General features: G+C 58.6%; 19 protein-coding genes. 12 read left to right on the top strand and 7 right to left on the bottom strand.

Annotated elements, in window-relative coordinates:
• Positions 1-151: 151 nt before the first annotated feature.
• Positions 152-664 (bottom strand): 5' nucleotidase, NT5C type, encoded by a 513-nt coding sequence (locus EKL29_RS16000; protein ID WP_120456007.1) that lies wholly within the window; start codon positions 662-664, stop codon positions 152-154.
• A 198-nt stretch (positions 665-862) separates the two neighbouring features.
• The gene (gene fucO, locus EKL29_RS16005; protein ID WP_126690177.1) at positions 863-2,011 is read right to left on the bottom strand and encodes a lactaldehyde reductase; all 1,149 of its coding nucleotides are present in this window, start codon (positions 2,009-2,011) and stop codon (positions 863-865) included.
• Between the two features lie 244 nt (positions 2,012-2,255).
• Here fucO and EKL29_RS16010 point away from each other — a divergent pair, with 244 nt between their 5' ends.
• Positions 2,256-3,290: an NADP-dependent oxidoreductase gene (locus EKL29_RS16010; protein ID WP_240629465.1), complete on the top strand. Its 1,035-nt coding sequence runs from the start codon at positions 2,256-2,258 to the stop codon at positions 3,288-3,290.
• A gap of 35 nt (positions 3,291-3,325) precedes the next feature.
• On the opposite strand, the gene EKL29_RS16015 is transcribed toward EKL29_RS16010, so the two are convergent.
• Together EKL29_RS16015 and EKL29_RS16020 are read right to left on the bottom strand one after the other, a co-directional pair.
• On the bottom strand, positions 3,326-4,393 hold the full coding sequence (locus EKL29_RS16015) for an SDR family oxidoreductase (RefSeq protein ID WP_126690178.1): 1,068 nt from the start codon (positions 4,391-4,393) through the stop codon (positions 3,326-3,328).
• An 80-nt stretch (positions 4,394-4,473) separates the two neighbouring features.
• Positions 4,474-9,069: an ATP-dependent helicase gene (locus tag EKL29_RS16020; protein ID WP_126690179.1), complete on the bottom strand. Its 4,596-nt coding sequence runs from the start codon at positions 9,067-9,069 to the stop codon at positions 4,474-4,476.
• A gap of 280 nt (positions 9,070-9,349) precedes the next feature.
• On the opposite strand from EKL29_RS16020, the gene EKL29_RS16025 reads away from it, so the two are divergent.
• Positions 9,350-9,907: a YbhB/YbcL family Raf kinase inhibitor-like protein gene (locus EKL29_RS16025; protein ID WP_120456017.1), complete on the top strand. Its 558-nt coding sequence runs from the start codon at positions 9,350-9,352 to the stop codon at positions 9,905-9,907.
• 146 nt (positions 9,908-10,053) lie between these two features.
• Here the strand turns inward: EKL29_RS16025 and EKL29_RS23125 are convergent, their stop codons facing one another.
• Positions 10,054-10,293, bottom strand: coding sequence for a biofilm development regulator YmgB/AriR family protein (locus tag EKL29_RS23125; protein WP_158591261.1), 240 nt, complete (start codon positions 10,291-10,293; stop codon positions 10,054-10,056).
• A 711-nt stretch (positions 10,294-11,004) separates the two neighbouring features.
• On the opposite strand from EKL29_RS23125, the gene EKL29_RS23130 reads away from it, so the two are divergent.
• From EKL29_RS23130 to gap, 3 genes are all read left to right on the top strand, one after another.
• Positions 11,005-11,166 (top strand): hypothetical protein, encoded by a 162-nt coding sequence (locus tag EKL29_RS23130; protein WP_158618938.1) that lies wholly within the window; start codon positions 11,005-11,007, stop codon positions 11,164-11,166.
• Between the two features lie 450 nt (positions 11,167-11,616).
• Entirely contained in the window at positions 11,617-11,928 is a 312-nt protein-coding gene (locus EKL29_RS16035; RefSeq protein ID WP_120456021.1) for a hypothetical protein, read from the top strand.
• Between the two features lie 194 nt (positions 11,929-12,122).
• Positions 12,123-13,124 (top strand): type I glyceraldehyde-3-phosphate dehydrogenase, encoded by a 1,002-nt coding sequence (gene gap / locus EKL29_RS16040; protein ID WP_126690180.1) that lies wholly within the window; start codon positions 12,123-12,125, stop codon positions 13,122-13,124.
• 15 nt (positions 13,125-13,139) lie between these two features.
• On the opposite strand, the gene EKL29_RS16045 is transcribed toward gap, so the two are convergent.
• Positions 13,140-14,027 carry a LysR family transcriptional regulator gene (locus EKL29_RS16045; RefSeq protein ID WP_120456025.1) on the bottom strand — a complete coding sequence of 296 codons (888 nt, stop codon included), beginning with the start codon at positions 14,025-14,027 and terminating at the stop codon, positions 13,140-13,142.
• Positions 14,028-14,151: 124 nt separating this feature from the next.
• On the opposite strand from EKL29_RS16045, the gene EKL29_RS16050 reads away from it, so the two are divergent.
• Positions 14,152-14,877 (top strand): pirin family protein, encoded by a 726-nt coding sequence (locus EKL29_RS16050; RefSeq protein ID WP_120456027.1) that lies wholly within the window; start codon positions 14,152-14,154, stop codon positions 14,875-14,877.
• A gap of 102 nt (positions 14,878-14,979) precedes the next feature.
• Here the strand turns inward: EKL29_RS16050 and EKL29_RS16055 are convergent, their stop codons facing one another.
• Positions 14,980-15,684 (bottom strand): hypothetical protein, encoded by a 705-nt coding sequence (locus EKL29_RS16055; RefSeq protein ID WP_126690181.1) that lies wholly within the window; start codon positions 15,682-15,684, stop codon positions 14,980-14,982.
• A gap of 387 nt (positions 15,685-16,071) precedes the next feature.
• On the opposite strand from EKL29_RS16055, the gene purB reads away from it, so the two are divergent.
• From purB to EKL29_RS16085, 6 genes are all read left to right on the top strand, one after another.
• Complete coding sequence (gene purB / locus EKL29_RS16060; protein WP_126690182.1) at positions 16,072-17,442, top strand: adenylosuccinate lyase; 1,371 nt, start codon at positions 16,072-16,074, stop codon at positions 17,440-17,442.
• Positions 17,439-17,942 carry a GNAT family N-acetyltransferase gene (locus EKL29_RS16065; RefSeq protein WP_120456035.1) on the top strand — a complete coding sequence of 168 codons (504 nt, stop codon included), beginning with the start codon at positions 17,439-17,441 and terminating at the stop codon, positions 17,940-17,942. The genes purB and EKL29_RS16065 overlap by 4 nt, the downstream gene beginning before the upstream one ends.
• A 28-nt stretch (positions 17,943-17,970) precedes the next feature.
• A complete protein-coding gene (locus tag EKL29_RS16070) occupies positions 17,971-18,774 on the top strand; it encodes an amino acid ABC transporter substrate-binding protein (protein ID WP_311779037.1) in 804 nt (267 codons plus the stop codon).
• Positions 18,775-18,836: 62 nt separating this feature from the next.
• A complete protein-coding gene (locus tag EKL29_RS16075) occupies positions 18,837-19,508 on the top strand; it encodes an amino acid ABC transporter permease (RefSeq protein WP_120456040.1) in 672 nt (223 codons plus the stop codon).
• Between the two features lie 7 nt (positions 19,509-19,515).
• On the top strand, positions 19,516-20,277 hold the full coding sequence (locus EKL29_RS16080) for an amino acid ABC transporter ATP-binding protein (protein ID WP_120456042.1): 762 nt from the start codon (positions 19,516-19,518) through the stop codon (positions 20,275-20,277).
• A gap of 50 nt (positions 20,278-20,327) precedes the next feature.
• Positions 20,328-21,479 (top strand): amidohydrolase, encoded by a 1,152-nt coding sequence (locus tag EKL29_RS16085; RefSeq protein WP_120456044.1) that lies wholly within the window; start codon positions 20,328-20,330, stop codon positions 21,477-21,479.
• Positions 21,480-21,587 lie beyond the last annotated feature (108 nt).

The following is a 21,587-nucleotide window of genomic DNA, read 5'->3' on the forward strand; positions in this document are numbered from 1 at the left end:
AAAAGCCGTGACTTTCTTAAAGAAATTGATGGGGTTGCTCACAGCGGCTAAGCGCGAGCGATTTCAGGCTGAAATTTGGCAGGAAAAACGCGCCGGTTCCTTCAGGCGCGGGGGTTATAGACGCGAACGCGCGTGGCGAATTTAGCTTAAATCAGAGAAAGCGTTGCTCAATATCACGCCAGCTATCGACACGCGCGTAGCCAGTTTCCTGCTGATTTTGCGCAGTGGTGAACAGCACGCCTTCGCCCGTGAACTGCGCGAAGTGTTGCGGGTCAGCATCAATCAAATAATCCGCGTTCAGAATGCCTTTGCTGCTGCAACAAACGATATTCATTGGGTTGATAAACGGAAAGTTCGCTTTAAGCCACTCCAGCTTTGCGGCCAGCGAGCGCGGAAACTCCACCGCCGCGGTGGTGATAAAAATTTCATACTCCTGCGACAGGCGTTCTATTACCCGCTGCGCGTCAGGCAAGGCAGGCAGTCCGGCATAAAAACTCTCTTCGCCGATCAGTTCTTCAATCTCCTGAAACAGCGCCGGGCGCGACTGTTGTGGTTTTGCTGCGTCCAGTGAATCTGCCTGTGCCTCTTGTGAAGCGGCGTCAGGCGTAAATTTGTGGTTCAAGTCGATAATGACTTCATCCATCTCGATGGCGATACGTTTCATGGTTTCCTCTGGTCAATCGTCAAGCCAAGGCGGCTAGAATAACAGCAGTGCGGCTCCGCTTGTAGTCTCAGCAGAAATGCTGATCAGGCAGGTGGTTTAATCACCAATTGAAGCCTGTTATATCGCCAGTTACTGTGAGATGCGCCAGAAGCAGGAAAAAGAAAAGAGAAATGCCGCCCTGACAGGCGGCATTGCGGCTTAGCTTTGCAGATAAAGGGCTTTGATCGCCTCCAGGGTCGCTTCGCGCGGGTTACCGCCGGTACAGACATCGTCCAGCGCCGCCTGCGCCAGCGCCGGTACGTCATCCTGCTTAAGGCCGACGTCGCGCAGCGAAGCCGGAATGCCTACGTCGCGGCAAAGCTGTTTTACCGCCGCGACCGCTGCCTGGCGCGCCTGCGCGAGCGATAGCGTCTCCACGTCGGATACGCCCATCGCGCGCGCAATATGGCGATATTTCTCGCCGGTATAGTCTGCGTTCCACGCCATTACCTGAGGCAGCAGGATGGCGTTAGCGACGCCGTGCGGCACGTTATAAAACGCGCCCAGCGGGTGCGCCATACCGTGCACCAGCCCCAGCCCGACATTGGAAAAGCCCATGCCTGCCACGTACTGACCCAGCGCCATCTGCTCTACTGCTTCTATATCGCCTTTTACGGCATCGCGCAGCGACTGGCTGATGATTTCAATGGCGTTGAGATGCAGCATATCGGTCAGCTTCCATGCGCCGCGCGTAATATAACCTTCAATGGCATGCGTCAGCGCATCGATGCCGGTTGCCGCTTTGAGCGAGGGCGGCATGCTGGCCATCATTTCCGCGTCGATGATAGCTACCACGGGAATATCGTGCGGATCGATGCAGACAAATTTACGGCGCTTTTCTTCATCGGTAATGACGTAGTTAATGGTGACTTCCGCCGCGGTGCCGGCGGTGGTTGGAATAGCGATCAGCGGAACGCTGGGATTACGCGTCGGCGCGAAACCTTCCAGGCTGCGCACATCCGCGAACTCAGGGTTATTAATAATAATACCGATCGCTTTGCTGGTATCCTGCGGCGAACCGCCGCCAATGGCGATAAGATAGTCCGCTTCAGCGCGTTTAAATATCTCAACGCCGCGCTGCACGACGGCGATGGTGGGGTTCGGCACGACCTCGTCATAGAGCGCCCAGTGAAGCTGGTGCGCATCCATCAGCTCGGTCACGCGCTTCACGGCACCAGCGGCGACCAGCGCCTTATCGGTCACGATCAGCGCCTTCATCAGGCCGCGTCGTTTGACCTCCTCCGGCAGATGACGGATCGCGCCTGCGCCAAAAAAGGCGGTCTCATTCAGAATCATACGTTGTGTCATAGTCACATCCTTATTAGCAAAATTCCTCCTACCTTCCCGCTTAAGCGCGCTGCGATTCTGCCAGATACGTCACATTCCTGCCGGGATACAATTGATAAAAATCAACAAATTAGCAGTTGGCAGCCCGCGTCAGCGACGAGGCCGTGCTTTTACGATGCGACGTAAAGCCATTCCTGCCAGGCAACTTTCTCATCCTCTGTTAGCCTCAATGGGAGCATTAAGGATTTAACCAACGGAGGAAATGATGGCGAAACCGCAAAATCATGGCTGGAGACTGGCCTCGCGCCCGCACGGTAAACCTGTTCTGGAGAACTTCGAGTTCGGCGAATTACCTTTGCCGTCGCTGGAGGAGGGCGATCTGCTGCTGCGTACCATCTATCTGTCGCTCGATCCCTATATGCGTGGCCGGATGAGCGATGCGAAATCCTATGCTGAACCGGTGAAGCTGGGCGATGTGATGGTCGGCGGCACGGTCAGCCGCGTAGTAGAGTCGCGCCATGCTGATTTCCAGCCCGGCGACTGGGTGCTTTCCAGCGGCGGCTGGCAGGCTTATTCCGTTTCGCCCGCCTCGGCGGTAAGAAAGCTGGGCAACGATCTGGCGAACCCTTCCTGGGCGCTTGGCGTACTGGGCATGCCCGGTTTTACCGCCTATATGGGCCTGCTGGACATTGGCGAACCGCAACCGGGCGAAACTCTGGTGGTGGCCGCAGCGACCGGGCCGGTAGGCGCCACGGTAGGGCAGATCGGCAAGAAAAAAGGGTGCCGTGTGGTGGGCATCGCCGGTGGCGAAGAGAAGTGCCGACACGCGGTCGAGGTGCTGGGCTTCGATCTCTGCCTGGATCACCATCAGGCGGATCTGGCGGCGCAGCTGGAGCAGGCCTGCCCGGACGGCATTGACATCTATTATGAAAACGTCGGCGGCAAAGTGTTCGATGCGGTGTTGCCGCTGCTGAACACCAAAGCGCGTATCCCGGTTTGCGGTCTGGTGTCGGGCTACAGCGCGACCGATCTGCCTGACGGCCCGGATCGTCTGTCGCTACTGATGGGCGATATCCTGAAAAAACGTCTGCGCGTGCAGGGCTTTATCATTTTTGATGATTACGGCCATCGCTATGGCGAGTTTCTTGAGGCAATGGAACCCTGGGTAGAACAGGGAGAGATTCGCTATCGCGAACATATTATCGACGGGTTGCAGAACGCGCCGGAAGCGTTCTTCGACATGCTTGAGGGGAAAAACTTCGGCAAAACCGTGGTGCGCGTGGCGCAGGACGACGAGTAACAGGTTCAGGTCCCGCCCGCAGGCGGGACCGCTGTTTATGCCGGGATCAGCTTCTCCTGCTTCAGGCGATCGAACAGCGCGAAAAGGTCGTCGCGCGTGCTGTGATAGCCGGTAAAGCCCGCTTTGCGGCTCTTGCTCATATCCGTAAACACTTCCATCGGGCGGCCCAGGTCGGCGTCGGTGTGCCACCAGGAGACCAGGCGGTTAATATCCGCCTCGCGCAGCTGATAGTGCTGCGCTAACGCTTTCCACTGTGCTTCCGCATTCACCATGCGCTGTTCCAGCGGCTGGGTTTCTTCCGGCAGCGGCTGTGCGTCAATACCGAAGTAGCTGGCGATCTCGCCCCACATCCATTTCCAGCGGAACACGTCGCCGTTCACGGTGTTGAAGTCTTCATTCTGCGCGCCCGGCGCGCTGGTGGCCCATTCCAGCTGCTCCGCCACCAGCGTCGCGCTGCTCATATCGGTCACGCCGTGCCACTGCGCCGCCGAGCCGGGGAAGATAAACGGCAGGTTATGGAATTTGCACAGCGAGGCGTAAACCGCCAGCGTCTGCCCCATATTCATCGCGTTGCCCAGCGCATAGCCGATAACGGTATGGGGGCGATGCACGCTCCAGCGATAGCCATATTTTTCCGCGCCGGCGAACAGCGCATCTTCCTGGGCGTAATAGAAGTTATCGACCGGCTGACGACCCTGCTCTTCGCGGAACGGCGTCATCGGCACCGCGCCTTTGCCATAGGCGTCGAAGGGGCCAAGATAGTGCTTGAGGCCCGTGACCAGCGCGACATGGCTGCCGTTAAGCCGATCGCCCAGCGCATCCGTCACGTTGCGCACCATCGCGCCGTTAACGCGGATATTCTCTTTTTCCGTTTCCTGGCGCGCCCAGACGCTGAAGAAAAGAGCGTCTGGCCGCAAATCTTTCAGCGCTTCCTTTACCGATTCTGGCGCGGTCAAATCGGCGGTGAGCGCGTGGCAGCCTTGCGGCACCGGCGTGCGTCCTCGCGACAGGCCATAGACTTCCCAGCCGTTCGCCAGCAGACGCTCCGCCGTCGCGCTGCCGATCACGCCGCTAATCCCGGCAATAAGAGCTTTCTTCGACATGCTTTTCTCCCTTGAGCCTTACAACAATGCAAAAGGGGAGTGTAGTCCGTGATCGGCAGTTAAGCGCAGCTCCAGGGCGATCAGCCATACCAGCTATACCCTTTCGGCTCGCGGGAAAACCCGGCGCGGCGCAGCGCGTCGATAAGCGGCGACTGGCCTGCGGGCTTGCCGTCGATGGTTTCCAGCGTAAAGCCAGAGGCTCTTTCGCGGCGCAGCGCGACGGCCAGCGCAGCGACCGCGGCGTCGCGCCAGCTCTCCTCGCCATAGCTCAGCAGCTCTTTGCCGCCCTGCGCCAGATAGAGCGCCAGCTGCCCGTGGCAGATCACTACCCGCGCGCCGCTGCGGCGTACCGGACGCGTGGCCGCAGCGTGCGCAGGCCAGCGTAGCGTGACGCCGAAGGGAGAGGCGGGATCGATGGCGGAAAGCGCCACCGCCAGCGGCTCGCCTGCCGTCCGCTCGGCAATCACCCGCAGCCGCTCAATGGTGGCGTTTTCGGCAAACTGCGCGCCGCCCAGCCCGGCGACGAAGCGGCCGCGCAGTACGCGTCCGGCATCTTCCAGCCCGCGCATCACCGGCTGCAGCGCCGGAAACCCGCCCGGCACCTGTTCCGCTATCGCCGCGCCGCGCGTTACCACGCCCCAGCGGTCCAGCATATTCTCGGCAATCGCCAGCGCCAGCTGGGCAGGCGGCGTGGACGGGCGACAGAGGCGTGACCAGCGTCCGGGGAGAGCGGGCGTAGCAGGACGCCCCGTCGGAAGGCTAATCCGGCCGCGTCGCGTGCGCAGCGAACGTGTCGCTTTTGCGCGCGCGCTGCTCGCCATGCCGGTCAGCTGGCGCAGCGCCGCCCAGGTATCGGAAGTGATATAGCCAGCCCACGCCAGCTCCCACAGGGCGCTGTGGATCGCAGCGTCATCGACCGGTTGCGCTGCTGCGACAGCGGCGGCAATCTGATGCGCAAACCATGCGCCTCCTTCATCCAGCAGCGCCAGAATGGCGTTATGCAGCGGCGACAGGCGCAGCGCATCGCTGCCCTGTGCCAGCGGCAGCAAGGTTTCGGCGGTAAACTCGCGCAGATGCAGCGACACCAGACCGTCGTTATGCCCCAGCGAACGCTCGCCAACCCAGATCACCTCGCCTGCGGAAAGCAGCTCATCCAGCATGGCGGGCTGATAGTCATGCACGCGCGGCGGCAGAATTTGCGTCTGCCAGACTGAGGCCGGAAGTGCCAGCCCGGCGAGCTGCTCCACCACGCGCGCCACGCCGTTGACGCCTTCGTAGCTTCCCTGCGCCACCGGTGATGACGGCGCCTCGCCGGTTAAGCCTTGCCGCTCCAGCAGCAGCGAGACCCAGGCTTCCGGCGGTACGGGACGCGTCGCCTCACGCGCGGCCTGCAATGAGCGAATGCGCAGGCGCTTAAAGACCTCTTCGGCGACCCACTGGTCGCGCCAGGCGGCGGCATCATCTTCTTCAGACAGGCCAAAATCGCCTTTAAGCAGTTTGCCCTGCGCGCGCATACGCTCCAGCGTTTCGCTGACGACCGCCGGGCCAAGGCCGAAATGACGCGCCAGCTGGCCAGTGGTAAAAGGGGGGTGAGTGCGGGCGTAGCGGCTGAGCAGATCGCGCAGCGGATCGGCGACCGGCTGTAAAAAAGCGGCGGGAATAGCCTGCGGCAGCGCGATGCCGAGCGCATCGCGCAGGCGCGCGGCATCTTCAATTGCCGCCCAACGCCGCTCGCCGGCGATGGTCACCTCAACGGCGCGATGCGCCTCCGTCAGCTCAGCGACCGCGCGCGCTGGCGCATCGCCGTGAAATCGCGCCGCAAGCGCCTCTGCGTTCAATGGCCCCAGTTCGCGCAGCAGATCGGCAACGCCCTCTTTATCAGTAACCTTGTAGCGCGCGGTGAGGCGCTGCAGTTCTCTGCCCACGGTTGCCACCACTCCGGCGTCGAGCAGTTCGCGCATATCGACCTGGCCGAGCAGTTCGCTCAGCAGGCCGCTGTCGAGCGCCAGCAGCGATGCGCGGCGCTCAGCCAGCGGCGCATCGGTGGCGTAGATAAATTCCGCCACGTAACCAAAGAGCAAAGGCGCGGCGAAAGGTGACGGCACGTCGGTCGTGACCTCGGCAAACTGCACGCTGCCGTTCTGTATGCGCGTCATCAGCTGGTGCAGCGCAGGCAGATCGTAAACATCCTGCAGACACTCGCGCGCGGTCTCAATCAGGACAGGAAAATCGGCATACTCGCGCGCCACCGCCAGCAGTTCTCCGGCGCGCAGCCGCTGCTGCCAGAGCGGCGAGCGCTTGCCGGGGTTACGGCGCGGAAGCAGCAGGGCGCGCGCCGCGCATTCGCGAAAGCGGGCGGCAAACAGCGCCGAGTGGCCAATAGCGTCAGCGACCGTGCGCTGCAGGGTATCGGCATCGAACTGAAACAGCTCGGCGCCTGGCACGCGGCCTTCCATATCGGGAAAGCGCGCGACGATGCCGTCATCGCTCGCCACGATAGCGGGATCCAGCCCCATTCGGTGGCGGATGCGATCCGCGACCGCCAGCGCCCAGGGCGCATTCACCCGCTGGCCCCACGGCGAGTGCAGGATCACGCGCCAGTCGCCGGTCTCATCGCGGCAGCGTTCAATCAGAAGTGTACGATCGGTCGGCAGCAGCCCTGTCGCCTCGCGCTGTTCCGCTATCAGCGCCTGAATATTATGCTGTGCGCTGGCATCAAGCCCTGTCGCCTGACTCACGACGCCGGAACGCTGTTCAGCTTCCGTTTCGCGTAGAAAGCGGCCAATGCGTTCACCCAGCAGCGCCGATCGCCCCAGCCCGTCGCCGCGCCAGAAGGGCAGTCGGGCCGAACGGCCTGGCGCGGGCACCACCACCACCTGATCGTGGGTAATCTGCTGGATGCGCCAGGAAGTCGCGCCAAGCGTAATGATGTCGTTTACCCGTGATTCATAGACCATCTCTTCATCCAGCTCGCCAACCCGGCGCGATCCCGCCTGCTCTTCGCCTTCCGGCAGCATCACGCTGAAAGCGCCGCGATCGGGGATAGTGCCGCCGCTGGTAACGGCGAGATGCTGCGCGCCAGGGCGCGGGCTTAACAGGTTCGTTTCGCGATCCCATATCAGGCGCGGACGAAACTGGGCGAACGCATCGGAGGGATATTTACCCGACAGCATATCCAGCGTGGCGTCAAACAGGCTGCGCGGCAGGGTACGAAAGGGATCGGCGCGGCGTATGGTGGCGAACCACGCATCCGCAGAGAGGGTATCCATCGCCACGGCGGCTACCGTCTGCTGCGCCAGCACGTCAAGCGGATTGTGCGGCGGCGCGACAGGTTCCAGTTCGCCGCTCAGCATGCACTGCACAATGACGGCGGCGTCAACCAGGTCGCGCCGCGTGCGCGGAAAAACGATGCCGCTTGAAACGCCACCTACCTGATGACTGGCGCGGCCGACGCGCTGCAGTGCACTGGCGACCGAAGGCGGCGCGCCGATCTGGATCACCAGATCGACCGTTCCCATATCAATACCCAGTTCCAGACTCGAGGTGGCGACAACGCAGCGCAACTCGCCCGCTTTTAACGCATCTTCGATTTCCCGCCGCTGCTCTTTAGAGACCGAGCCGTGATGCGAGCGGGCGAGGGTGACCGGCGCGCCGCCGTCGCTGCGTTTCTCCGTACCGCCGCTGAAAGAACCCCTGGCATGAGCCGGTTCCTCAACGGCTTCTTCCGCGCTAAGACCTGCGGCGTAACGTTCGTTGAGCCTGGCGGTCAGCTTCTCCGCCAGGCCGCGCGAGTTGGCGAACACGATAGTAGCGCGCCGCGCCAGCACCAGCTCAAGGACGCGCTGTTCGATATGCGGCCAGAGCGATCCCGCCGCGCCGCCCGCTTCCGGCGCGCCGCTGGCGTCCGGGCGTCCCGGTATATCGGTCATATCCTCGACCGGAACGGCGATGCGCATCGCCAGCGCGCGCGAGGCGGGCGGATTGACGACCAACGTATCCTGTATCCCGCCGAGGAACTGCGCGACGCGCGCGACCGGCTGCACCGTGGCGGAAAGGCCGATGCGCTGCGCCGGTTGCGGCAACAGCGCATCGAGTCGTTCCAGGCTGACCGCCAGCTGCGAGCCGCGTTTGCTGCCCGCTACCGCGTGCACCTCATCCAGGATCAGGGTGGTGACGCCGCGCAGCGCCTCGCGGGCGCGAGAGGTCAGCATCAGAAACAGCGATTCCGGCGTCGTGATCAGGATATCGGGCGGCGTGCGCTGCAGCTTCGCCCGTTCGCCGCTGGGGGTATCGCCTGAACGCATGCCGACCGTTAGCGTGATTGGTTTTTCGCCGTGCTGGCGGCGCTGCTGGTAAACCCCCTCCAGCGGGAGCTGTAAATTGCGCTGCACGTCCGCAACCAGGGCTTTAACCGGCGAGATATAGAGGATACGTGTGCGGGTGGCTTTATCCGGCGGCTCCTGCTGCTCACGTTCGCGGAACAGCGCGTCGATCGCGTGCAAAAATGCCGCCAGCGTTTTGCCCGATCCGGTCGGGGCAATCACTAAAGCATGTTTACCGCTGGCGATGGCATCCCAGGCCGCCGATTGCACCGGCGTAGGCGCAGCGAAGGTCGACTGGAACCAGCGTTGGGTCGCGGGAGAAAAGCGTGCAAGCGCAGCAGCTTTGGCGGGCATAAGAGATTGAAATCACCATAGTTGCAGGGAATGCCTAAGCGTAGACCTTTGTGCTAAGCGCTGCGCGGTAAAAAGGGGTGCGCGGCGCAGAAATCCGCAGGTTTCGATCGCTTTCCATTCAGCGATGCCGTGGCGGGCCAGCTTTGTCGGCGCGGCCCTCTCTGCCTGCTGCTGCAACATCGTTTACGCCTCGGGCAATAAACTTATGCACTGTTTTCATGCTTATTCTCGCTCCGCCTTCCATACTCAGCTATCAGCCACCTGAACGGAGACAGAGGTTATGAGATTAGCAAGCGCCATTCTGCTGGCGATACTGCCCGCGGCCAGTTTTGCGGCTGCGCCGCTCTTTACGCTGCAGTCGCAGGATTTTACCGATAACGCTTTTTTAGCGAAATCGTTCGCAGGCAATAATAAAAGCAGCCCCGCCTGTACCGGCGATAACGTTTCTCCGGCGCTGAGCTGGTCGAACGCGCCGCAGGGGACAAAGAGCTTCGCGCTACTGGTCACCGATCCTGTCGGTGGCAAAGGGCTCGGCGTTACCCATATGGTCGCCTATAACATTCCTGCCGCGACGACCGCTTTCGCACAGGGCGATTTAACGAAAGGCAAAGGCTATACCGGCGGCAAAAACTCTCCCGGCACCACCGCCTGGTATGGGCCTTGTCCACCGGTCGGCAGCGGAATGCATCACTACAACTTTGTGATGATCGCCACCGATCTGCCGCCTGAACAGCTCAAAGCGGGATTAACGCATGATGAGTTGCTGAAGCAGCTTAAAGGCCATGCGCTGGGTGCTGCCTCGCTGGTAGGGCGGTTCAGCAACGATCCGCAGGAGTAAAGCGAAAAGGGCGCAGGCCTGACACGGCCTGCGCAACGGCCGTTTCAGCGCAGACGATAAAATCCATTAACAGCTGGTCCCGCTCGATGAAAAGCGGAACCGGGTAGGGTAGGGTAAAAAAGACGCAGGCTATATAAGGAAAACAGTTATTGTCGGCCAAAGAGCATGCGAAAAAGCCGGTAATAGATCCGTTCTTCCTCTTTATCTTGCGTCTGCTCCAGTCGCTTCAGTAATTTGCAGCATATTGACTTGCGACTCACCGGTTTTTCAGCGCGGATTAATTCACACACGATCATTCCGATAGTAAGGTAGCGGACCGCGGCTTCGTCGCTGAGCGCTTTCTCTTTCAGCGTGCAGAGGAGCATTTCGCTACTTTTATCTGACATTGGACCTCCCGGGACATAATGGCAATAAATAGCGTTGCTACATAAACGTTTCGCTTGTGATCCGGCGATGAAGGAGAAAGCCAGATAAAGCCAGCGGCACAGTATATAAAAGCATTGATGGAAATTGACCGGTTGTGCTGTACCCGCTTCCCCGGATAAAGAGCCAGGGCCGATTATCAGCCGTACTGTCTGCTTCAACTGCATGTTCACGCTTTTTTCAAAGCTGCCCGACTGAGCGCTTTGCGTTTCTCTTTCCGCGCTTTCAGCACCCTATCCGAAACGCCGCGTGATCCCGTTAGAGAAAAAACCTCAGAGACGACTGAACTATGAAATCAGAACGGCAATATATCAATAATAAATTTCATAACCTGCTTTTAATTCCTGTTGCGAATTAAGCGTAAAAGAGAAAGCCGCGCGCCTAATATATTCATATTAAATAGATAAAACATATTTTTTATACAAATTTCAACCTGGTGTACTGATTTGCCAAAAGTGCTGATTCGTGAAAGAAGTCACATTACATTTGGCAGGATTTCCAGCAGGTTGCGTTCATGTCAGTATTTATCCCTGCTGGCTATTCTGGTTAAACAGGCGAGTAAAACGCCCGCTTCTTTAGTAGGGCGTGAGCAGGCCGCGGAGCGCAACAGGCTGTTTTAGTCGCCTATACTTTTTATTAACCGAAGCGCGAAAGAGAGACGAGAAGACCTGAAGATGAATGAAGAGTTTGAGCGCCAGCAGTTTGAACGCTGGATCCGCAGCGATGAATTTTTTGAGGAGCGCTGGCTGAGACGAGACAGTTTCAGAGGCTATCGTTACCATCTGGTGGAGAATCGCTGGAAGGCGTGGCTTGCCCGTAGCAAACTGAGCCAGTAGCGCTTAGCCTTATTTAAGCCTTAGTAACCCCCTGCGCTGATGCAGACATCAGGTGTCCGGGAAGATTATTTGCGCTTTTATCTGCTTAAGAAAAACAGCTGGCCTTATAAGTGGGTCGGCTTATTAAAAAACGCGTCATAGCGCAGCAAAATTCATCAGTAAAAACTGACTTAATTAAGCGCTCACTCAATGCGTAAATTGCGCCGGGCAGCTGCGTCACAGGGTGGCGGTGTTCCGTACGGCCTGAGCCGGTAACAGCAGGACCTTTGCGGCCCTTTATCCTGCCTGATCACTGTATCACCCTGTCAGCGCGTTCGCCCCTGAAGAAACGGCGGGCTTAGCGGATCGTGTCATCGCTTAAGCGGCCGTTTGTTTACTGCTGCTTTCGTGCAACGCAGGCGTTTTTAAACGCTATGCTTATGGGTCAGGCCAGAAAGAGCAGAGGTAGGTTTGTACATAACAGAGATCGATATTGATCATTACGCGCTTGAGTTAAGGCGTATTGCAGCAGGGTATCAGACAGGCGAAAAACTACAGGATGTTAAAAAGCGAGTCGACGGGCTGATTGATACGCTTAAAATGACGCTGGCCAGCGATGCGCAGCTGCAGGTGCAAAAATGGAGCGAACTGGCGGAGGCGTTGAGCCACTATATGAAAAATACCGCCGATCCCGACTGGACCACCATCATGGCTTACGCCAAAAGAAAGGTAAACCGAAGTAAACAGAACGCCATGTTCCGGCGTAAACGCTTTAAGAATTAAACCGCCAGCGGCGGTTTTTTTCTGCCTGCCGCTTACCGCCCGCACGCCTCTTGCTGACAAGTTTCCCCAGGCCGCACAGGCTATACTCTCTCACTTCACCGCAGTGCAACGTTGTTATGCAGTAATGGTTCCATGCGCAGATTCACCCGTCATTAACCCTCAACACGCAGTGTTACCGGATTTGGGAGATCACCATGAAGAAAATTGGCATCAACGGTTTTGGACGTATTGGCCGTCTGGTTTTACGACGCATTCTGGAGCAGCAGGAGGCGGTGGAGGTGGTCGCGATTAACGATCTCACCTCGCCGGAAATGCTGGCCTATCTGCTGAAGTATGACTCCAACTACGGCGCCTTCCATGGCGACGTCAGCGTGGACGGCAATACGCTGCTGGTCAACGGTAAAAAAATTACGGTCTTTGCAGAGAAAGAGGCGAAGAATATTCCGTGGGGATCGCTGGGCGTCGACGTCGTCATTGAATGTACCGGTTTCTATACCTCAGCGGAAAAAGCGCAGGCGCATCTGGACGCTGGCGCAGGCAAAGTGCTGATCTCTGCGCCAGCAGGCGAGATGAAAACCATCGTTTATAACGTCAACCACGACACCATCAGCGCGGAGGACAAGATCATTTCCGTTGCCTCCTGCACCACCAACTGCCTTGCGCCGATGGCGAAAGCCCTGCACGACAGCTTTGGCATTAAAGTTGGTACCATGACCACCATTCACGCCTATACCGGCACCCAGGCGCTGGTGGATGGGCCGCGCGGCAAAGATTTCCGCTCATCGCGCGCCGCTGCGGAAAATATTATCCCGCACAGCACCGGCGCGGCGAAGGCGATCGGGCTGGTGATCCCGGCGCTGACCGGCAAACTGAAAGGCCACGCGCAGCGCGTGCCGACCAAAACGGGTTCGGTCACCGAGCTGGTGTCGATTCTGGAGAAAAAAGTCACGGTCGACGAGGTTAACGCGGCGCTGAAGCGCGCCTGCGAGAACAATGAGTCGTTTAAATATACCGAAGACCAGATTGTCTCCACCGACGTGATCGGCGTGCCTTACGGCTCTGTCTTTGATGCGACCCAGACAGAAATCAGCGAAGCGGGCGATCTGCAATTGGTTAAAACCGTCTCCTGGTACGACAACGAATATGGTTTTGTCACCCAGCTGGTGCGCGTGCTGCATCTCTACGTCACCCTCTGAGTACGGGCGGGCTGTTCAGCCCGCTCTGTTTCCCAGCTGTTCCTGCAAAAAATTCAGCAGCACGCGGTTTACTTCGCTGCGCTGGCGATGCTGCGGATAGACTGCATTCAGGCAGAGCGGCGCGGGTTGAAACGGCTCCAGCACGCTGACCAGTTCGCCGCGCTTCAGCGCCGGCCCGACAATAAACTCCGGCAGCAGTACCAGCCCCAGCCCGGCAATCGCCGCATCGCGCAGCACTTCGCCGTTATTGCTCAGCATCGGACCCTGGACAATCACGCTTCGGCGTTTGCCCGACTGCTGCAGTTCCCAGCCGCTTAGGGCTTCACGTCCGTAGCGCAGACAGGCATGCTGTGCCAGATCGTCCGGCGTGTCGGGTTCGCCCGCGCGCGCCAGATAAGCAGGGCTGGCGCAAATCAGACGCCGTTGTTCGCCGAGACGGCGTGCAATTAACGTCGAATCGGCCAGCGCGCCGATTCGAATAGCCATATCGAAACCTTCGCCGATCATATCGACGTAACGATCCGCCAGTTCAATATGAAACTGCAGGGCAGGATGCTGCGCCAGGAACTGCGCGATAAGCGGTGAAAGATGGCTCATGCCGAACGACATCGGCATGCTGATACGGAAGGTGCCGTGAAGCTCCTGCCGACGCGTCGACATCGCCTGCTCTGCTTCGCGGACATCGTCGAGAATACGCTGCGCGTGCGGCAGGAAAAGCATGCCCGCCTCCGTCACCGAGAGTTTGCGCGTATTGCGGCTCAGCAGCTGCGACCCCAGCGAGGCCTCCAGCGCGGCCATGCGGCGGCTGACGTACTGCTTGGAGAGCATGAGCTGCTCCGCTGCGGCGGTGAAGTTGCCTGCATGAATAACGGCGACATAGATACGAAGGTCTTCTATCAGCATATTGTCCACTTATTTGTGACAGTGATTGCCATTCCAGCCTGTTTTTATGGAAATTAGTTTACGGTATTGTCTGTTCCATCGGAAGGGCAAAGGCGCTTCCCCTTTTACATAACAGGAGCAGACCATGATTGAGCAACGACTGTCAGAGCAACGCGGCCTCGGTGACCACGGCTGGCTGCATTCACGGCACACTTTCTCGTTCGCGAATTACTGGGATCCAAAACAGAGCGGCTTTTCCGACCTGCTGGTGATCAACGACGATCGGGTTGCTGCTGCACGCGGTTTCGGCGCCCATCCGCACTCCAATATGGAGATCCTCTCTTATGTACTGGAGGGCGCGCTGGAGCATAAGGACTCCATGGGCACCGGTTCGGTTATCGTCCCCGGCGACGTTCAGCTGATGAGCGCAGGTAGCGGCGTGACGCACAGCGAATTCAACCATTCGAAAAGCGATGGCGTGCACTTTCTGCAAATCTGGATTGTACCGGCGGAAAAAGGAACGCAGCCTGGCTATCAGCAGATTTCGGTGCCGGAAAGCGAAAAACGCGGTCAGCTGCGCCTGATTGTCTCGCCGGAAGGCGAAGATAACGCGCTGTCGGTGCGTCAGGATATGCGTCTCTATGCCGGTTTGTTCGATGGCGATGAGCAGCAGACCTTTACGCTCAATGAAGCGCGCTACGCCTATATTCATGTCGCACGCGGCAGTGTGACGGTGAATGGCATCAGCTTTAAGGCGGGCGACGGGGCGCGGGTGCGCAATGAGAAAAGCCTGACCTTTAGCGAGGGTGACAATGCCGAAGTGCTGCTGTTTGATCTGCGCCCGGTTGAAGTGAACCATCCGAGCCGTTAATGCCTGATAAAAGCCCGACGCCAGCGCGTCGGGCTTTTCCGTTATGTACTGTGCAAAAGAGAGACCGCTTGACGACGTTGGTCGCTCTCTGTAACCGAGCCTTTATCTGCCGGGCTTTTCCTCTGACGATCCTTTATTTTCCTCTTTTTCCAGCCCGACCGGTTCCTCATGGTCCAGCCGGTGCGGCTTCAGCAGCTGAATATCCAGGATCACATAGGTCATGGTGGTAATAAACAGCGAGATAACGCTGCCGATAACGCCGCTGGTGGTAAAGGTAAAGAAGTTATACATCACTACCCATGTGACGCAGATAAACAGCGCCAGCGCGACATTGATGGCGGAAAACGAGTAGTGAGTGGTGCGCGCGCCCAGATCCATGATCTGCTTATACAGGTTGCCGCCGGTATATTTCTCCAGCAGCACAATGGCGCGCTCCCAGTTTTGCAGACGGCGAGCGCTGCTGCGGGTGACAAACAGAAACAGCAGCGAGAGAAAAAAGCCGGAGAAGGCGATCAGCACCGGCACTGCCTGCAGCGCATAGTCGAGGCTTTTATGGCCGGTGCTGCGCGTTGAGAGATCCAGCGTCAGGAATGCGCCGAGTGCGGCATAAAGAAACACAAACAGCGCGAGGAAAAGCGCGTTGCGTTTCCAGTCGCTCTCCACTTCAACATTCCGCTGGGCACGGGCGTTCTGTAAAGCCAGGCGCATCGTCTCCGCCTGCGCAGAGCCAAATTCGACCGTCTCGACCGGCTCGCCTAAAAGAGTGTGCAGAAACTGTTCATCCGCCTTTTCAATCATCATCTTTATTATCCATAAACGTTATACGCGATGGGCACAGTGTAATAGAGCCGCCGCGCGTGGCAAAGCACGGGCCTGAAACAGCGGCGCGCAAAATGCAAAGTGGGAATGAAGAGAGTGGCACTGTTCTGAAAAAAGAGGCGGCAGCCGCTGCTTAATAACAAAAACGCAAAAAGAAAGGCGATATTTATTTACAACCTTACGCTTAACGCTCTGTGCTTTCCTTATCTGGCAAGGCCTGCGGCCGTTTAACCGCTTTCGCCAGACAATCGCGAAGAGACGGGCTTTTGCCATACAGTTATAACTTAGCGCTATAAGATATGTTTTTCCATTATCAGTAAGGCGGGTTGAAGATGTTATTTTAGGGCTTCGTAAAACAACACAAGTGACATTTATATGGCGTCACATATTATTGATTTTCTTTTAATTGGCAACAATTTTGGTACACCAGAAATGCGCACTGTCTGGTCGGAGCAGAACCGGCTAAAACAGCAGGTCCAGGTCGAAGTCGCGCTGGCTCAGGCAGAAGGCGAACTCGGCGTGATCCCGGCGCAGGCGGCAAAGATCATTGTTGAACGCGCCGATCCATCACAGCTGGATATCGACGACATCGCTCAGCAGGGCGCGCAGATGAAACACTCGCTGATGCCGACGCTGATAGCCTTGCAAAAACAGTGCGGCGAGGCGGGCGAGTTTATTCACTATGGCGCAACCACGCAGGATATCGTTGATACCGCTACCGTGCTGCAACTGCGCGACGCTTTCGCCATTATTCAGCGCGACGCAACCGTGCTGGCTAATGAGCTTTCTGGCGTCGCCAGGCGCTATCAGCATACCCCGATGGTGGGCCGTACGCATGGCATGCAGGCGCTGCCCACCACCTTCGGCTTTAAAGTCGCCGTCTGGCTGGACGAATTTCTGCGCCATCTGACGCGTCTTAACGACATCAAACCCCGTACGCTTACCGGCAATATCAACGGCGCTATCTCTACTTACGCTTCCTTCGGCCCACAGGGCCCGGAAGTGGAAAAGCGCACCCTGGATATTCTGGGGCTGGCAACGCCGAATATCGGCTGGCAGTCGGCGCGCGACCGCTTCTCGGAGTTCGCCTCCGTTGCGGTGCTGATCAGCGGTACGCTGGGCAAAATCGGCAACGAGCTTTATAACCTGATGCGCACTGAAATCAACGAGATTGAAGAGCCCTTCTCCGCCGGAAAGATCGGGTCAACCACCATGCCGCACAAGCGCAATCCCGCTGCGCTGGAGGGGCTGGCCAGCCTGACCGCGCCGGTGCTGAAAAGCGCCGCGCTGATCTATGAATCGATGCACGTCGAACACGAGCGTGACGCCATGAGCTGGCGCGCCGAGTGGATCGCCCTGCCGGAGATCTGTATTTACCTCTCGGCGCAGCTGCAAAACGCCATCGCTATTTTGCGCGGCATGACGGTGAATGAAGCGCGCATGCGCCGCAACCTGGATATGCAGGGCGGTCTGCTGCTGTCGGAAAAGGTGATGTTCGAACTGGGCAAAAAGCTGGGCAAGCAGACCGCGCACCATGTGGTGTACGAGTGCGCCATGCAGGCCTACGAACAGCAGCGCGACTTCAAAGAGACGCTGCGTGCCCATCCGCAGATGGACAACAGCATTAGCGACGACGAACTCAACGGCTGGCTCAATCCGGTGAACTATCTCGGCTCGGCGCCGCGTAAGGTGGATGAGGTGATCGCCGCCGCGCAGGCGTCGGGACTGCTGGAGATACGGGCATGAGCGACAGTTTCCGCCAGTTGACTGAGGCTGATACCGCGGCCTATTACACGCTGGTGCACGCGGCCTACGCTTCCGCGCGCGATCTGGGCATTAAATTCGATGCGGCCACGGCCGACGCAGAGCAGATGCAGCGCCATATCGCCGCGCACGGGGTTTACGGCATGTTCCGCGAGGGTGAACTGGTCGCCTCGGTGACGCTGCGTTACCCCTGGGGCCCGCTGCCGGGCCCCTTCGGTCTGCCGCATATCGGCTGGTTCGCCACCGCGCCGCACTATCGCGGTCAGCGGCTGGGAGTGAAGATGCTCGACTGGCTGGAGCAGGCCGTGCTGCACGATCAGCTGCGCGCGCCAGCCTACTCGCTCGGCACCGCCGAAAACCATCCGTGGCTGATTCAGCTTTATGAGGCGATGGGCTTTGAGAAGGTCAGCAAAAAAGACCTCGGCAAAGGCCACATCACCGTTTATATGAAAAAAACGATTCATACACAGCACGCCCGCTAAGCGCGGCTGCACAGAAAAGACGAGGGAAATCACCATGAAAAAAGGGTTAATCGCACTGTCCGTCGTGATGGCGGCCTCACTGCTTAGCGCCTGTGACAACAATGATAAAAACGCGCAGGGCGGTTCCGACGGCACGACCATTCGCGTCGGCGCGACCGGCCTGAGCTTTCCCGGCGCCTTTAAAAAAGATGGCAAGCTGACCGGATTCGACGTTGAGGTTACCGAAGCGATCGCCAAAGACCTGAACTACAAAATCGACTGGGTCACCTCGGATTTCAGCGGCCTGATGGGCCAGCTGGAGGGCGGCAAGCTGGATACCGTGGCGAACGTGGTCGCTATCACGCCAGCGCGTCAGGATAAATATAATTTCTCCACCCCTTACAGCTATTACGGCAGCCAGATCGTTACCAATAAAGGCAACGCCGATATCAACACGCTGGACGATCTGCGCGGCAAGACGATTGCCGGCGTGCTCGGTTCCAACCATCTGGCTAACCTGAAAAAAGCCTTTGGCGATAACGGCGTGACGATCCGCACTTACGAGAGCCGCGACGGCGCAATGAACGACGCCATCAACAATCGTGTGCAGGGCTACGTCAACTCTGGACCGATTTTGATGGCCGAGATTAACCAGAAAGGTCTGCCGCTGAAGTTTGTCGGCCAGCCGCTGGTCATCGAGTCTGTCGGTTTTCCGTTCCACAAAGATGAGAAGGGCGACAAGCTGCGCGCCGCGTTTGACAAAGAGATCGACGCAATGCGTAAGGATGGTCGCCTGAAAGCGATTTCGGAAAAATACTTCGGCGAAGATATTACCGTACAGCCGTCTCACTAAACCCTGCGTTTACTTGTCAACGTTTGCCACCGCCGGGTGGCAAACGTCGTTAAGGGCTTTTTATGAATTTTGATTTTAATTATCTGCTGAAGATTTCGCCGCAAATTCTTAGCTATCTGCCGGTCACGCTGATGCTGGCCGTGGTGTCGATGGCGTGCGCCATGGTGATTGGTCTTGGGCTGTCGCTGCTGCGCAACAGCAAATCGATGGTGGTGAGCAAGCTGGTCGAGCTTTATATCTCGCTGTTCCGCGGCATGCCGTCGCTGGTGCAGCTCTTTATCATCTACTTCGGCCTGCCGCAGCTGTTCCCGGCGCTGACCGGCATGTCCGCCACCACCGCCGCGATTATCGGCTTCAGCCTGAAGACGTCAGCCTATATGGCGGAGATCTACCGCGCCGGTCTGGCGTCAGTCGATCCCACGCAGATGGAAGCGGGGCTCTCTATCGGCATGCGTCGGGCGCAGATCTATCGCCGTATCATTCTGCCGCAGGCGCTGCTGAATGCGCTGCCCGCCACCGGCAATACCTTTATTTCGCTGATCAAAGACACCTCCGTCGCTTTTGCGCTGGGCGTCTCCGAAATGTTTGCCGAAGGCAAAATGATTGCGGCGGAGTCGCTGCGCTACTTCGAAACTTTCCTCGTAGTAGGTCTGATTTACTGGCTGGTGATTATCGGTTACGCCCGCCTGCAGGCGCTGCTGGAGAAAAAACTCAGTCACTCACTGCAACGCTAAGGCTCATATGATCAGTGTAAAACAGCTTAATAAACGTTTCGGCGATAAGGTCGTGCTGAACGATATCAGTCTGACGATCGGTGAAGGCGAAGTCGTGGCGATTATCGGTCCCTCCGGCTCCGGCAAATCGACCCTGCTGCGCTGCCTTAACCTGCTGGAAAAACCGGAGTCCGGCGTTATCCAGATCGGCGAGGTTTCGCTCGATACCGCGAACTACAACGCCAAAGAAGAGCATGCGCTGCGCGGTCAGACGGCCATGGTGTTTCAGAACTACAGCCTGTTTCGCAACAAAACCGCGCTGGAGAACATTACCGAAGGCCTGATCATGGTGAAGAAGATGCCGAAAGCGCAGGCCAGCGAGACCGGCATGCAGCTGCTGGAGCTGGTCGGCATGGCGCCGCAGGCGCATCAGTATCCGGTTACGCTCTCCGGTGGACAGCAGCAGCGCGTCAGCATTGCGCGCGCGCTGGCGGTCAAACCGCGCGCCATTCTGTTCGATGAACCAACCTCCGCGCTCGATCCTGAACGCGTGCATGAAGTGCTGCAGGTGATGAAGAGCCTGGCGCAGCAGAAGACCACCATGGTAATCGTCACGCATGAAATGCAATTCGCGAAAGAGGTGGCCGATCGCGTCATCTTTATGGCGGACGGCCATATTGTCGAGCAGGGTCCGGCGGAGCAGGTGATCAGCTTCTCCGACAACCCGGTGACGCGCCGCTTTTTGCGCCAGATGACTAACATCGAAACCAATGATGATTTCAATATTTAAGCGCGCCGCCGCATACTTTGCCGCAGGCCACCGCACGGGAAGGAGATAAGATGAAAGAGATCCGCGAACAGGACAGGGCGCTTGCCAGCCAGATCCAGGCGTTTCGCCACGATATGCACCGTTTTCCGGAGCTGTCGAACCAGGAGTTCGAAACCACGGAAAAAATTCGCGCCGCGCTCACCGACGCGGGCATACGCATTCTCGATCTGCCGCTGAAAACCGGCCTGGTCGCTGAGGTGGGCGAGGCGTCAGGCCCGCTGGTTGTGGTGCGTTCCGATATCGACGCCCTGCCGATCGAAGAGGAGTCCGGCGTAGAGTTTACCTCTGAGCGTGCGGGCGTTATGCACGCCTGCGGCCACGACTTCCATACCTCTGCCGCGCTGGGCGCCGCCATCTTGCTGCAACAGCAGGCGGCGTCGCTGAAAGGTCGCGTGCGCATTCTGTTCCAGGCCGCCGAAGAGACCGGTCTGGGCGCGCCCGATCTGATCGCCACAGGCGCGCTGGATGAGGCCGCTGTAATTTTCGGCATCCATAACGATCCGACCCTGCCGGTCGGCGTGGTGGGCGGCAAAGAGGGCGCGCTGACGGCGGGCGTGGATCGCTTTGAGATCAAGATCGCCGCGAAGGGCGCGCACGCGGCGAAACCGCATGAGGGCAACGACCCGATCGTTATTGTGGGCCAGATTATCAGCGCGGTGCAGACGCTGATCAGCCGCAACGTGCCGTCGGATCAGAACGCCGTTGTTTCCATTACGCAGATCCACAGCGGCAGCACCTGGAACGTTATCCCGGATACCGCCTATATGGAAGGCACGGTGCGTACCTTTAGCGCCGAGGCGCGTGCGCTGATCGAACAGCGTTTTCGGGCGCTGCTCGACGGGCTTGCCGCCGCGTTCGGCGCGAATATTGAGTTCCTGTGGCATGCCGGCCCGCCATCGGTGGTGAATACGCCGGAGTGGGTGGATTTTGCGCTGGAGCAGGCGAGCGACGTCGGTTTTGAGGCGCGCCGCATTGAGGCCAGCCCAATCGGCGAAGACTTCGCCTTCTATCAGCAGAAGATCCCGGGTACTTTTATGATGGTAGGCTCAGGCGGCCCCTGGGCGCTGCACCATCCGAAATTCCGCGTCGACGATAAAGCGCTTTTTCCAACGGCGCAGTATCTGGCGCAGCTGGCGGTTAACGCCTTGAATAAACTGGCCTGATCATCCTGTTTTCGGGGCGAACGCTTGCACGTTCGCCCCTTTTCTCTCTTTCCCTCTTTATTCCTTACTTAAGTTTCAAAACCCCACGCCGATAAGCTCTGTAACAGC

It is taken from the genome of Pantoea sp. YU22, from assembly GCF_003970755.1.
Lineage (GTDB): Bacteria > Pseudomonadota > Gammaproteobacteria > Enterobacterales > Enterobacteriaceae > Pantoea > Pantoea piersonii.

What these genes read in the sequence shown, in the direction of transcription:
- EKL29_RS16000 (WP_120456007.1), bottom strand. Translation starts at nt 664, where the DNA reads ATGAAACGTATCGCCATCGAGATGGATGAAGTCATTATCGACTTGAAC.
- fucO (WP_126690177.1), bottom strand. Translation starts at nt 2,011, where the DNA reads ATGACACAACGTATGATTCTGAATGAGACCGCCTTTTTTGGCGCAGGC.
- EKL29_RS16010 (WP_240629465.1), top strand. Translation starts at nt 2,256, where the DNA reads ATGGCGAAACCGCAAAATCATGGCTGGAGACTGGCCTCGCGCCCGCAC.
- EKL29_RS16015 (WP_126690178.1), bottom strand. Translation starts at nt 4,393, where the DNA reads ATGTCGAAGAAAGCTCTTATTGCCGGGATTAGCGGCGTGATCGGCAGC.
- EKL29_RS16020 (WP_126690179.1), bottom strand. Translation starts at nt 9,069, where the DNA reads ATGCCCGCCAAAGCTGCTGCGCTTGCACGCTTTTCTCCCGCGACCCAA.
- EKL29_RS16025 (WP_120456017.1), top strand. Translation starts at nt 9,350, where the DNA reads ATGAGATTAGCAAGCGCCATTCTGCTGGCGATACTGCCCGCGGCCAGT.
- EKL29_RS23125 (WP_158591261.1), bottom strand. Translation starts at nt 10,293, where the DNA reads ATGTCAGATAAAAGTAGCGAAATGCTCCTCTGCACGCTGAAAGAGAAA.
- EKL29_RS23130 (WP_158618938.1), top strand. Translation starts at nt 11,005, where the DNA reads ATGAATGAAGAGTTTGAGCGCCAGCAGTTTGAACGCTGGATCCGCAGC.
- gap (WP_126690180.1), top strand. Translation starts at nt 12,123, where the DNA reads ATGAAGAAAATTGGCATCAACGGTTTTGGACGTATTGGCCGTCTGGTT.
- EKL29_RS16045 (WP_120456025.1), bottom strand. Translation starts at nt 14,027, where the DNA reads ATGCTGATAGAAGACCTTCGTATCTATGTCGCCGTTATTCATGCAGGC.
- EKL29_RS16050 (WP_120456027.1), top strand. Translation starts at nt 14,152, where the DNA reads ATGATTGAGCAACGACTGTCAGAGCAACGCGGCCTCGGTGACCACGGC.
- purB (WP_126690182.1), top strand. Translation starts at nt 16,072, where the DNA reads ATGGCGTCACATATTATTGATTTTCTTTTAATTGGCAACAATTTTGGT.
- EKL29_RS16065 (WP_120456035.1), top strand. Translation starts at nt 17,439, where the DNA reads ATGAGCGACAGTTTCCGCCAGTTGACTGAGGCTGATACCGCGGCCTAT.
- EKL29_RS16075 (WP_120456040.1), top strand. Translation starts at nt 18,837, where the DNA reads ATGAATTTTGATTTTAATTATCTGCTGAAGATTTCGCCGCAAATTCTT.
- EKL29_RS16080 (WP_120456042.1), top strand. Translation starts at nt 19,516, where the DNA reads ATGATCAGTGTAAAACAGCTTAATAAACGTTTCGGCGATAAGGTCGTG.
- EKL29_RS16085 (WP_120456044.1), top strand. Translation starts at nt 20,328, where the DNA reads ATGAAAGAGATCCGCGAACAGGACAGGGCGCTTGCCAGCCAGATCCAG.